This window comes from Antarctobacter sp., assembly GCF_048262615.1.
Lineage (GTDB): Bacteria > Pseudomonadota > Alphaproteobacteria > Rhodobacterales > Rhodobacteraceae > Antarctobacter.
In genome coordinates this window covers 245,939-257,250 of sequence record NZ_JBLXFB010000003.1, presented here as the reverse complement: position 1 = coordinate 257,250, position 11,312 = coordinate 245,939, and the positions used below count along the sequence as shown (strand labels likewise).

Genomic DNA, 11,312 nt, shown 5'->3' with positions numbered 1-11,312 from the left:
GCGGGTTCTCAGATCGCGCTGGAGTGCCCCGCCCGGCTCAGTTCATAGCCGTCGAAGGCCCGTGCCACCAACCGCGTCATCGGGCGCGCCGTCTCGGGGATGAAAAGCCCGTCTTCGGTGATGTCCAGAATGTCCTCGAAGGCGGCGTTGGCCGTGCGGAACATCCCGAACAGCGCCTCACGCGAAATTTTGAAATCGCGCATAATCTCATCCGCGTTGATCCGGAAATCGCACATCAGCGCCTCGATCAAACGCGCGCGCAACCGGTCCTCCCCCTTCAGCCTGTGCCCTCGGGCGGTCGAAAACTGCCCGTCGCGGATTGCGGCCACATGTTTGGAGGTGGCGGATGCATTCTGCGCAAACCCTTGCGGAAACTTCGAAATCGAAGAGGCCCCCACCCCGATCAGATAGCCCGACGTATCGTCGGTATAGCCCTGAAAGTTCCGCCGCAGCCGCCCTTCGCGATTTGCCACCGACAGCCCGTCTTCCCTGGTTGCAAAGTGATCGATTCCGATTTCATCGTAGCCGTCCCAGACAAACAGCCGCCGCGCGGTTTCGAACAGCTCCAGCCGCTCTTGCGGCGTCGGCAAGGCCTCGGAGGGCAGCAATTGCTGGCGTTTCGCCATCCACGGCACATGCGCATAGCCATACAGCGCCACCCGGTCCGGTGCGAAACTCAACAGTTTCTGGACGGTTTCGGTGATCCGCGAATTGGTCTGATAGGGCAATCCGAACAGAATGTCGGCGTTCAGGCTGTGGACCCCGCGCGACCGGATCATGTCGACCGCGTCGCGGGTCAGTTCATATCCCTGCTCGCGCCCGATCGCCGCCTGAATCTGCGGATCGAAATCCTGCACCCCGATAGAGGCCCGGTTCATCCCGCTTGCGGCAAGGACGTCCAGCCGCGCCTCGTCGATCTCATTCGGGTCGATCTCGACCGAGAATTCATAGCCTTCGGCAAAATCGGCAACCTCGCGAATCGAGGCCACCAGCCGTTTCATCAGATCGGGTGACAACAGCGTCGGCGTGCCCCCGCCCCAATGCAGCCGCGACAGTCGCACGCCCTGCGGCAAAACGGTGCGCAACAGCGCAAGCTCCCGTTGCAGATCGCCGACATAGGCCTCGACCGGGCCGAGGGTCGCCGTTCCCTGCGTCCGACAGGCACAGAACCAGCAGAGTCTGCGGCAAAATGGAACATGCAAATAGAGGGATATGTTACCATCTTCAGGAATGGAGCGGATCCAGTCCTGATATAGTGCGGGTCCGACATCCCCATCAAAGTGGGGCGCTGTAGGATATGATGTGTACCGCGGCACTTTGGCGTCGAAGAGGCCCAGCCGCGCGAGTTGTGTTCGCTTCGTCATGAAATTACGGTTAGGCTGCAACAAAACGCTGGGCCTTGACGCAGATCAAAAAAGGCAACTCTGATGCTGAATGAACGTAGTTTTTCCACAGCGCCCGATTGCGGTGACTGCCCGATCCGACACAGAGCGGTCTGCGCGCGATGTGAAAACGACGAGCTCGAGAAGCTTGAACAGATCAAATATTATCGCAAGTTCGAAGCCGGGCAATCGATCATCTGGGCAGGGGACCGGATGGATTTCGTGGGCTCCGTCGTATCCGGTATCGCGACGCTGAGTCAGGCGATGGAGGACGGGCGCACGCAGATGGTCGGCCTTTTGCTGCCCAGCGATTTTGTCGGTCGACCGGGGCGCAATGTGGCCGCCTACGATGTGGTTGCGACGACCGACGTGGTGATGTGCTGTTTCCGTCGCGCGCCCTTTGAGGACATGATGCAGCGCACGCCGCATATCGCCCAGCGCCTGCTGGAAATGACGCTGGACGAACTGGATGCCGCACGCGAATGGATGTTGGTTCTGGGCCGCAAGACCGCGCGGGAAAAGATCGCCTCGTTGCTGTCGATCATCGCGCGTCGCGACGCCACGCTGAACAAGCGTGGCCCGGAAACGGGCGCCGTTGTGTTTGACCTTCCGCTGACGCGTGAGGCCATGGCCGATTATCTGGGCCTGACGCTGGAAACCGTGAGCCGCCAGATTTCGGCATTGCGCAAGGACGGGGTGATCGCACTGGAAGGCAAGCGGCACGTCACCGTGCCGGACATGTCGCGGCTGATGGAAGAGGCGGGGGACGACGCGGACGGTGGTCTGCTTGTCTGACAGCCTGCCCTTCGCCACCTGCGATGTCTTCACGAACAGCGCGTTCGCTGGCAATCCGCTGGCGATTGTCGAGGACGCCGACGGGCTGAGCGACACGGCGATGCAAACCATCGCCCGTGAGTTCAATCTGTCCGAGACGATCTTTGTGCGGCGTCCCTTGGACCCGGCACATACCGCCAGCGTGCGGATCTTCTTTCCGACGGCGGAAATTCCCTTTGCCGGTCATCCGACCATCGGCTGCGCCATTCATCTGGCGCTGAAGTCCGCGCCCGCGGGCGATTTTGCAGCCGATATCACGCTGGAAGAGGTCGCCGGTCTTGTCCCGGTGCGGGTCTGGCGGCAAGACGGCCGGATCGCGGCAGAGTTTCGCGCCCCCGTGCTGCCCCACCCGGCGGATACCGGGCGCGTGCCAGAGAATGCGGCGATTGCCGCCGCGCTTGGCCTGACGGTGGCGCAGATCGGATTTGACGGTCATCGCCCCGGTCTCTGGCAAGGCGGCCCGACGTTCGCCTATGCGCCTTTGCGTGACAGCGCCGCCTTGTCGGCAGCGCGCCCAAACGGGGCCGCATGGGAGGCGCTGTGCGCAGCCACCGGGGTGAACGCGCTCTATATCTATACCGGGGGAGACGGCGTCGATTTTTCCGCCCGCCTGTTCGCGCCCGGCGATGGCGTTCCCGAAGACCCAGCAACGGGATCGGCCTCTGCCATTCTTGCGGCCCAGCTCTTGACCTCCGGGGCGCTGACCGAGGGTGAAACCACGCTGACCCTGCTTCAGGGCGCGGATATGGGCCGACCCAGCGAGATCGGCCTGCGCATTGTGACGCAAGGGGCGGCCTTGCAGGCGGTATACGTCAGCGGCTCTGCCGTGCCGGTAAGCCAAGGCCGGATCACCCCACCGACCGGCTGACCGCCGGGCGGAAACCGCACGCGGAGAGAAACGGCGCCCTTTCAGAGCGCCGCATGCAGGGTTCAGGCTGGCATCAAGGCTCAGTGCGCCATGAAGACCGGCACATTCGCCTGTTCCAACATGTTGCGCGTTGCGCCGCCAAGGATGGCTTCGCGGAAACGCGAATGGCCGTAGGCCCCCATAACAACCATGTCGGCGTCCAGATCCGACACATGGCGCAACATCACGTCAGACACACGCGGCAGCGTCTTGGCCAGAACATCGACCTCGGTCTTGACCCCGTGCCGTGCAAGGAACTCTGACACCATCCCGCCGGGATCGGACCTGTTGGGACCGTGCTTCGGCGGGTCGATCACCACAACATGGACAGTCTCGGCTGTGATCAGCAGCGGCAGGGCGCAACGCAGGGCGCGCAGCGCCTCGTTGCCCTCATTCCAGCCAACGACCACCCGTTTGGGACGCGCCTTGGGGTCGACGTTGTCGGGCACGACCATAACCGGCACCTGCCCGTCAAACAGCGCCCCCTCCAGCACCGGCTCCAGTTCGACGCCTTTGCCTTCACCATAGGGCTGCGGGAGCACGACCAGATCGGAGAACCGGGCCCGCGACGCCACATGACGCCCGATGTCGGCCAGTTGCGCGACCCCGTGATCGACGCTCCACAACGCGCTGGTTCGATCCATGGCCTGTCGCGCGGCGGCTGCCAGCGACTCGGCCTCGCCGGTGGCGCGGGAAAGGGTTTCCTGCAAAACCATCGCGTTGGCCCCGGCATAGTAATAGCCGGACTGGGTCCGGTCGACACCGAAACACAAGGCGGTCAGATGGGCCTCATAGGCTTCTGCCAGAGTTGCCGCGTGCGATATCGTGGATGGCAGCAAGTTGCTGTCCGTAACCACGGTCAGGATGGACTTGAAAGTCATGTGCGTCTCCATCGGCTTCATAGCATCAGAGTATCGCCGCGCCTTTCGTCGCACTTTGACCGGGGTCAACATATGCAACCTGTTCCATTGATGCAGATCAAAGATGCCTTTGCCCATACATCGCTATCAGGTGCGCAGTCAAAAAACGCCTATGCGGTGACGAATCGTGCGGGTAAGACGAAGGGACGAAAAATGTTGAATTATCTCAAGCTCATAGTGCTGGGATTGATTGCGATCTTTTCGATGGTCGCCGTCAACTATGCACGAGATGAGGCTTACATGATTCACGCGATCATTATTCTGGCGGTCTCCGCCGGTCTGTTCGTGTGGGTCCTGCGCAACACCGATGAGCCGGTCACCCCGGCTCCGCAAGACGAATACATGGATGGCGTGATCCGCTATGGCGTGATCGCCACCGCGTTTTGGGGTGTGATCGGTTTCATCGCCGGCACGTTCATCGCCTCGCAACTGGCCTTTCCGGGGCTGAACTACGACTGGGCGCAAGGCTATATGAACTTTGGCCGCCTGCGTCCGCTGCACACCTCGGCGGTGATTTTCGCCTTTGGCGGCAACGCGCTGATTGCGACCTCGTTTTATGTGGTGCAGCGCACCTCGGCGGCGCGTCTTTGGGGCGGCAATCTGGCGTGGTTCGTGTTCTGGGGCTATCAGCTGTTCATCGTCCTTGCGGCGACGGGCTATGTGTTGGGCGGAACCCAGTCCAAGGAATACGCCGAACCGGAATGGTACGTGGACATCTGGCTGACCGTGGTCTGGGTCGCCTATCTGGCGGTGTTTGTCGGCACTCTGGTCAAGCGCAAGGAACCCCACATCTACGTGGCCAACTGGTTCTACCTGTCCTTTATCCTGACCGTTGCCATGCTGCACATCGTCAACAACCTGTCGATCCCGGTGTCGATCTGGGGGTCCAAGTCGGTGCAGGTCTTCTCGGGCGTGCAGGACGCCATGACCCAGTGGTGGTACGGCCACAACGCCGTGGGCTTTTTCCTGACGGCAGGTTTCCTTGGCATGATGTACTATTTCATCCCCAAGCAGGCCGAGCGTCCGGTGTTCAGCTACAAGCTGTCGATCATCCACTTCTGGGCGCTGATCTTCCTGTATATCTGGGCCGGTCCGCACCACCTGCATTATACCGCGCTGCCTGACTGGGCCTCGACCCTTGGCATGGTGTTCTCGGTCGTGCTTTGGATGCCGTCCTGGGGCGGCATGATCAACGGCCTGATGACCCTTTCGGGGGCATGGGACAAGCTGCGCACCGACCCGGTGATCCGCATGATGGTGATCTCTGTCGGCTTTTACGGCATGTCCACCTTCGAAGGTCCGATGATGTCGATCCGCGCGGTGAACTCGCTGTCGCATTACACCGACTGGACCATCGGGCACGTACACTCCGGCGCGCTGGGCTGGAACGGCATGATCACCTTCGGCGCGCTGTACTATCTGGTGCCCAAACTGTGGAACCGTGAGCGGCTGTATTCGCTCAGCATGGTCTCCTGGCACTTCTGGCTCGCGACCATCGGCATCGTGCTCTACGCCGCGTCCATGTGGGTGACCGGCATCATGGAGGGCCTGATGTGGCGCGAAGTGGATGCCAACGGCTTCCTCGTGAACTCTTTCGCCGACACCGTGGGCGCGAAGTTCCCGATGTACGTCGTGCGTGCGCTGGGTGGGCTGCTCTACGTCGCGGGCGGGCTGATCATGTGCTACAACCTGTGGATGACTGCCAAACGTTCGCCGGCCATCGAGGCCAGCGCGGCGGCGGCCCATGCCACTCCGGCCGAATAAGGAGACCGGGACATGAGCATTCTCAACAAACACGCCATCCTCGAAAAGAACGTCACGCTGCTGGCCATCTTTGCCTTTCTCGTGGTGACCATCGGCGGGCTGGTGCAGATCGTGCCACTGTTCTACCTCGAAAACACCATCGAGGACGTGGAAGGCATGCGGCCCTATACGCCGCTGGAGCTGACCGGGCGCGACATCTATGTGCGCGAGGGCTGTTACGTCTGCCATAGCCAGATGATCCGGCCCATGCGGGACGAGGTCGAACGCTACGGCCACTACAGCCTTGCCGCCGAAAGCAAGTACGACCACCCGTTCCAGTGGGGCTCCAAGCGGACCGGGCCTGACCTTGCCCGTGTCGGCGGGCGCTATTCGGACGAATGGCACGTCGATCACCTGCGCGATCCGCAGTCGGTGGTGCCGGAATCGGTCATGCCGAAATACGGCTTCCTCGAAGCCAAGCTGATCGAAGGCACCTATGTGGCTGATCTGTTGCGCACCAACCGGTTTGTCGGCGTCCCCTATACAGACGACATGATCGAGGCCGCGCAGGCCGACTTCAGGGCGCAGGCGGACCCGGACAGCGACTATGACGGCCTGCTGGAACGCTATGGCGACAAGGTCAGCGTCCGGAACTTCGACGGTGCCCCCGGCATCTCCGAAGCGGATGCGCTGATCGCTTATCTGCAAATGTTGGGCACGCTGGTCGATTTCTCGACCTTCACCCCCGACGCAAGCCGGTGATGGGGGACGATATGGAAACCTATTCCTTTCTTCGCCAACTGGCCGATAGCTGGGCGTTGCTTGCGATGTTCGCCTTCTTTGTGGGGATTGTGATCTGGGCCTTTCGGCCCGGATCCAACAAGGTCCACAAGGATACCGCCAACATTCCGTTTCGCCACGATGACCGACCGGCGCCCGATCTGGGCAACACCCGCGATACGCCCCTCCGGGACAGCCATCACGATGCGCCCCTCCGGGACAGCCATCACGATGCGCCCCTCCGGGGCAGCCATCACGATGCGCCCCTCCGGGGCGACAAACCCGCCGAAACCTGAGGAGGCCGGGAAATGAGTGATCACAAGAAGAACGACGATCTCGACTATGAGACAACCGGCCACGAATGGGACGGCATCAAGGAGTACAACAAGCCGCTGCCGAAATGGTGGCTCTATACCTTCTATGCCTGCATCGTCTGGGCCATCGGCTATTCCATCGCCTACCCCGCATGGCCGGGGATCAAGGCCGCCACGCCGGGCCTGCTGGGCTATTCCACCCGTGGCAATGTCGCCAAGGCGATCGAGGCGCATGAGGCAGAGCTTGGACCGATCAACGCCAAACTGGCCGCGGCGGATCTGGGGGCGATTGCCGACGATCAGGAACTGCTGACCTACGCCAACAACGCGGGTGCTGCGATTTTCCTGACCTGGTGCGCCCAGTGTCACGGGTCGGGGGCGGCGGGGGCCAAAGGCTATCCCAACCTGCTGGACGACGACTGGCTTTGGGGCGGCTCGATCGAGGCCATCCACGAGACGGTCAGCCACGGCATCCGCAACGAGGTGGACGACATGGCGCGCTGGTCCGAAATGCCCGCCTTTGGCCGGGACGAACTGCTGGCCAAGGACGAGGTCGTGCAGGTCGTCAACTACGTGATGCAGCTTTCCGGGCAGACCCCGAAAGATGCCGCCGCCGCAGAGGCGGGTGCCGAAGTCTTTGAGATCAACTGCTCCGGCTGCCACATGGAAGACGGCACCGGCGACCGCTTTCAGGGCGCGCCCAACCTGACGGACGCGATCTGGCTGTATGGCGGCGACTACGATGCGCTGTACCAGACGGTTTATTACTCGCGTTTTGGCGTGATGCCGCCCATGGGCGGGGCCGAGTTGAGCGAGGCCGAGATCCGCGCCGTGGCGACTTTTGTCCATGGTCTTGGCGGCGGCGAAGCCTCCGAAGACTGACCGGTCACTTTGCAAAACCGGCAAACCCCCGCCTTTGGCGGGGGTTTTCTTTTGGCCGGGGGGCACGTTGTCGGGCCTGTTCGGCGTGCTGCCCGCAAGCAAGACAGCTTGCCGCATGCGTCGCAAAAAACCGCGTCAAACCGCTACTGATTGACCCAAGTCAAGGCAGCCGATTCCCTGCCCTGTAGGATGTAGCCAACGTCGTCGGGAACCAAACCCCGACGCACGGTTCCCCGTCCTCATGGGACGGGGTATGGCGCTGGTGTCCTGTCCTGTTCGCGCGTTTCCTGGGACACCAGCGTCCCTTTACATCCACATGGTGACCCCACGGCTAGCCCGGCGCGCAGCGGATGCGGATCGGAACCGACGCGACATGCGTTGCCTCCGATCCGATGCGCGCCAGAGGTCAGGCAAATAGACAGCCGGATCAATCATCGCGCCCGCTCCGTGTGCCCGCATGGTTGCGAAACGGCAGGTCCTCGTCGATCCAGCTCAGCCTGGGCAGCGCCTCTGGCGGACAATGGCGCGCCTCCGGTGCGGTGCGGGTCGCGGTGAGAAAACTTCTGGCAAGTATTCCGAACATCAAAGCCTCCATGGCGGGTACAACTGTGCTGCCAACTTGACCCAGGCGCGGCGTCCATGCGACTCAGGAATAAATCAGACATGTAATCCAGGCTTACAAATGAACTGGTCCACGCTTCCGCCCCTTTCCTCTCTTCGCGCCTTTTCAGCCTATGCACAGACGCGATCCGTCAGTTCCGCCGGCGTCGCCCTGAATGTTAGCCACGCTGCCATCAGCCAGCAGATGCGCGCACTGGAAACCCACCTTGGCGTTGCCCTTCTGGACCGCGCGGGGCGCAAGCTGGCCCTGACCCCGGAGGGAGAGACACTTGCCCGCAGCCTGACCGAAGCCTTTGGCGACATTGCACAAACGATAGAGGCGCTGACCGGTGCCGACGCCTCGCGTCCGCTCCAGATATCCGTCACGCCCACATTCGCGGCCGCATGGCTGATGCCACGCCTGACCGCGTTCCGCGAGGCGCACCCGGACATCAACCTGATGATCGACCCCACCGCCAAGGTGCAGACGCTGGAACCGGGCGGCATCGACATGGCCTTGCGCTATGGTGACGGGTCATGGCCCGGATTGCTGGCCGAACCGCTGATCCGTTCGCCCATCGTTGTCGTTGCCGCACCGGATCTGGTGGGCGACCGCCCGATAACCTCGCCGTCGGACCTGCGCGACTATCACTGGCTGCAAGAGCTGGGCACCAATGAGGCAACCGACTGGTTCGCCCAGAACGGTGTCGACCGCGACGCGGGCCGTGGCTTTACCGCGATGCCGGGGAACATGATGCTGGAGGCGGCCCGCGCCGGGCAAGGCATCGCCATCGTAGCCGGCGTGTTTGTCGAGCCGGACATCCGCGCCGGTCGCCTTCGGAAACTGTTCGAAGACAACAAGGAAAAAGGCTATCACATCGTCACACGGCCCGGCATCCCACGACCGCCGCTCAAGGCGTTCCTGTCGTGGCTGCGACGCGAGGCGCGCAAAAGCTGAGTTTCAAACTCAAAATTGATGCAGGTCAAAGCTGCGCAGGCCACGCTCTGTGACAACCGGCCCGAATGATGATCCCAACGGAGCGATTCCGCCGTGTCCGACAGCAACTCCCCGCCACCTGCGCTTTACGCATCGCGCGAACCGATTTTCCCCAAGCGGGTCAACGGCGCCTTTCGCAATCTCAAGTGGATCATCATGATCGTGACGCTGGGGATCTACTACGTCACCCCCTGGCTGCGCTGGGACCGGGGACCGCAACTGCCGGATCAGGCGGTGCTGATCGACCTTGCCAATCGCCGCTTCTTTTTCTTCTGGATCGAGATCTGGCCGCATGAGTTCTATTTCGTCGCCGGTCTGCTGATCATGGCGGGCCTTGGCCTGTTCCTGTTCACGTCGGCGCTGGGGCGGGTCTGGTGCGGCTATGCCTGCCCGCAAACCGTCTGGACCGACCTTTTCATTCTGGTGGAGCGCTGGATCGAGGGCGACCGCAATGCGCGCTTGCGCCTGCACCGCCAGAAAAAGATGGATTTCCGCAAGGCCCGGCTGCGGATGACCAAATGGGTGGCGTGGTTCCTGATCGGGCTGGCCACCGGCGGCGCATGGGTGTTCTATTTTGCCGACGCGCCGACGCTGCTGGTCGACCTTGTCACCGGGCAGGCCCACCCGGCCGCCTATACCACCATGCTGATCCTGACGCTGACGACCTTTTTCTTCGGCGGTTTCGCGCGTGAACAAATCTGCATCTACGCCTGCCCCTGGCCACGGATTCAGGCCGCGATGATGGATGAGGAAACCTTGACCGTTGGCTATCGCGAATGGCGCGGCGAGCCTCGCGGCAAGCACCGCAAGGCCGAAGGCGCAGAGACCCTTGGCGACTGCATCGACTGCATGGCCTGCGTCAACGTCTGCCCCATGGGCATCGACATCCGCGACGGGCAGCAGATGGAATGCATCACCTGCGCGCTGTGTATCGACGCCTGCGACGACGTGATGGCCCGGATCGGCAAGCCGCGCGGGTTGATCGACTACCTTGCCCTGTCGGACGAACCGCAAGAGCGCGCGGGCGCCGCGCCGCGCCCGATCTGGCAGCACGTCTTTCGGTTCAGGACCATGATGTATACAGCCCTGTGGGGCCTTGTGGGGCTGGGCCTTGTCTTTGCGCTGTTCATCCGTCCCGAGATCGAGATGACCGTGGCCCCGGTCCGCAACCCGACCTTTGTCACCCTCTCCGATGGCTCGATACGCAACACCTACGACGTGCGCCTGCTGAACAAACACGGCGAGAACCGCCCCTTCCGCATCACGCTCACCGGCGATCCGACGCTCCGGGTTCAGCTTGAGGGCACGCCTTACGAAACCGTGGAGGTGCCCGCAAATGCGACCTACCTGCAAAAGGTATACGTGATTGCGCCCCCCGCGTCCGGTCCGGCAGAGTCAGAGCGCACAGAATTCCGGTTCTGGGTCGAAGACCTGACAAGCGGCGACCGCGCCCATAACGACACCGTCTTCAACGGAAAGGCGAACTGATGGCCGACAAGGAATTCACCCTCAAGGGCTGGCATGTGCTTGGCATATTTGTCGGCGCGTTCGCGGTGATCATCGGCGTGAACATCGCGCTGGCGGTGAATGCCGTGAAAACCTTTCCGGGGCTGGAAGTCGCCAACTCCTACGTCGCCAGCCAGACCTTTGACAAGCGCCGCGCCGCGCAGGAGTCGCTGGGGTGGACTGTCGAGGCCCGGCTGGAAGAGGACATGCTGATCCTGTCCATCAGCGATGCGGACGGCCGTCCCGTCCAGGCCGCCAGGCTACACGCCAAGGTCGGTCGCCCGACCAATGTCGGCGACGACCGCGAGCCGGAGTTCACGTTCAATGGCCACGCCTACGTGGCCTACGAAGACCTGCGACCGGGCAACTGGGATGTCTGGCTGACGGCCACGGCGCTCAACGGCACCGAATTCCAGCAGCGTCTTGAAATGACTGTGAGCAACTGAG

General features: G+C 62.5%; 12 protein-coding genes. 9 read left to right on the top strand and 3 right to left on the bottom strand.

Going from position 1 to position 11,312, the window contains the following annotated elements; translation table 11 throughout:
- Window positions 1-8: 8 nt before the first annotated feature.
- The gene (hemN, locus tag ACN0S5_RS05015) at window positions 9-1,364 is read right to left on the bottom strand and encodes an oxygen-independent coproporphyrinogen III oxidase (RefSeq protein WP_417206538.1); all 1,356 of its coding nucleotides are present in this window, start codon (window positions 1,362-1,364) and stop codon (window positions 9-11) included.
- A 63-nt stretch (window positions 1,365-1,427) separates the two neighbouring features.
- Here hemN and fnrL point away from each other — a divergent pair, with 63 nt between their 5' ends.
- Both fnrL and ACN0S5_RS05005 read left to right on the top strand, forming a co-directional pair.
- Window positions 1,428-2,177, top strand: a complete 750-nt coding sequence (gene fnrL, locus ACN0S5_RS05010) for a transcriptional regulator FnrL (protein WP_417206536.1) — start codon at window positions 1,428-1,430, stop codon at window positions 2,175-2,177.
- On the top strand, window positions 2,161-3,084 hold the full coding sequence (locus ACN0S5_RS05005; RefSeq protein WP_417206534.1) for a PhzF family phenazine biosynthesis protein: 924 nt from the start codon (window positions 2,161-2,163) through the stop codon (window positions 3,082-3,084). Before fnrL ends, ACN0S5_RS05005 begins: the two co-directional genes overlap by 17 nt.
- Before the next feature lie 80 nt (window positions 3,085-3,164).
- On the opposite strand, the gene ACN0S5_RS05000 is transcribed toward ACN0S5_RS05005, so the two are convergent.
- The gene (locus ACN0S5_RS05000) at window positions 3,165-4,004 is read right to left on the bottom strand and encodes a universal stress protein (RefSeq protein WP_417206532.1); all 840 of its coding nucleotides are present in this window, start codon (window positions 4,002-4,004) and stop codon (window positions 3,165-3,167) included.
- A gap of 192 nt (window positions 4,005-4,196) precedes the next feature.
- Between ACN0S5_RS05000 and ccoN the strand changes: the two genes are divergently transcribed.
- The 4 genes from ccoN to ccoP are packed head-to-tail and all read left to right on the top strand — an operon-like array spanning window position 4,197 to window position 7,762.
- Window positions 4,197-5,807 carry a cytochrome-c oxidase, cbb3-type subunit I gene (gene ccoN / locus ACN0S5_RS04995; RefSeq protein ID WP_417206530.1) on the top strand — a complete coding sequence of 537 codons (1,611 nt, stop codon included), beginning with the start codon at window positions 4,197-4,199 and terminating at the stop codon, window positions 5,805-5,807.
- Between the two features lie 12 nt (window positions 5,808-5,819).
- The gene (ccoO, locus tag ACN0S5_RS04990; protein ID WP_417206529.1) at window positions 5,820-6,548 is read left to right on the top strand and encodes a cytochrome-c oxidase, cbb3-type subunit II; all 729 of its coding nucleotides are present in this window, start codon (window positions 5,820-5,822) and stop codon (window positions 6,546-6,548) included.
- Between the two features lie 11 nt (window positions 6,549-6,559).
- The gene (locus ACN0S5_RS04985) at window positions 6,560-6,862 is read left to right on the top strand and encodes a cbb3-type cytochrome c oxidase subunit 3 (RefSeq protein ID WP_417206527.1); all 303 of its coding nucleotides are present in this window, start codon (window positions 6,560-6,562) and stop codon (window positions 6,860-6,862) included.
- Between the two features lie 12 nt (window positions 6,863-6,874).
- Complete coding sequence (ccoP, locus tag ACN0S5_RS04980) at window positions 6,875-7,762, top strand: cytochrome-c oxidase, cbb3-type subunit III (protein ID WP_417206525.1); 888 nt, start codon at window positions 6,875-6,877, stop codon at window positions 7,760-7,762.
- Window positions 7,763-8,189: 427 nt separating this feature from the next.
- Here ccoP and ACN0S5_RS04975 read toward each other — a convergent pair whose 3' ends face one another.
- Window positions 8,190-8,345, bottom strand: a complete 156-nt coding sequence (locus ACN0S5_RS04975; protein ID WP_417206523.1) for a hypothetical protein — start codon at window positions 8,343-8,345, stop codon at window positions 8,190-8,192.
- A 99-nt stretch (window positions 8,346-8,444) separates the two neighbouring features.
- Between ACN0S5_RS04975 and ACN0S5_RS04970 the strand changes: the two genes are divergently transcribed.
- The 3 genes from ACN0S5_RS04970 (at window position 8,445) to ACN0S5_RS04960 (ending at window position 11,311) form a co-directional block, all read left to right on the top strand.
- Window positions 8,445-9,320: a LysR substrate-binding domain-containing protein gene (locus tag ACN0S5_RS04970; RefSeq protein ID WP_417206521.1), complete on the top strand. Its 876-nt coding sequence runs from the start codon at window positions 8,445-8,447 to the stop codon at window positions 9,318-9,320.
- A gap of 93 nt (window positions 9,321-9,413) precedes the next feature.
- A complete protein-coding gene (gene ccoG, locus ACN0S5_RS04965; protein ID WP_417206519.1) occupies window positions 9,414-10,847 on the top strand; it encodes a cytochrome c oxidase accessory protein CcoG in 1,434 nt (477 codons plus the stop codon).
- A complete protein-coding gene (locus tag ACN0S5_RS04960) occupies window positions 10,847-11,311 on the top strand; it encodes a FixH family protein (protein WP_417206517.1) in 465 nt (154 codons plus the stop codon). Before ccoG ends, ACN0S5_RS04960 begins: the two co-directional genes overlap by 1 nt.
- Window position 11,312 lies beyond the last annotated feature (1 nt).

Excerpts from the sequence above, each read along its gene's own strand:
- ACN0S5_RS05000 (WP_417206532.1), bottom strand. The coding sequence starts at position 4,004 with ATGACTTTCAAGTCCATCCTGACCGTGGTTACGGACAGCAACTTGCTG.
- ccoN (WP_417206530.1), top strand. The coding sequence starts at position 4,197 with ATGTTGAATTATCTCAAGCTCATAGTGCTGGGATTGATTGCGATCTTT.
- fnrL (WP_417206536.1), top strand. The coding sequence starts at position 1,428 with ATGCTGAATGAACGTAGTTTTTCCACAGCGCCCGATTGCGGTGACTGC.
- ccoO (WP_417206529.1), top strand. The coding sequence starts at position 5,820 with ATGAGCATTCTCAACAAACACGCCATCCTCGAAAAGAACGTCACGCTG.
- ACN0S5_RS04975 (WP_417206523.1), bottom strand. The coding sequence starts at position 8,345 with ATGTTCGGAATACTTGCCAGAAGTTTTCTCACCGCGACCCGCACCGCA.
- ACN0S5_RS04960 (WP_417206517.1), top strand. The coding sequence starts at position 10,847 with ATGGCCGACAAGGAATTCACCCTCAAGGGCTGGCATGTGCTTGGCATA.
- ACN0S5_RS04985 (WP_417206527.1), top strand. The coding sequence starts at position 6,560 with ATGGAAACCTATTCCTTTCTTCGCCAACTGGCCGATAGCTGGGCGTTG.
- ACN0S5_RS04970 (WP_417206521.1), top strand. The coding sequence starts at position 8,445 with ATGAACTGGTCCACGCTTCCGCCCCTTTCCTCTCTTCGCGCCTTTTCA.
- hemN (WP_417206538.1), bottom strand. The coding sequence starts at position 1,364 with ATGACGAAGCGAACACAACTCGCGCGGCTGGGCCTCTTCGACGCCAAA.
- ccoP (WP_417206525.1), top strand. The coding sequence starts at position 6,875 with ATGAGTGATCACAAGAAGAACGACGATCTCGACTATGAGACAACCGGC.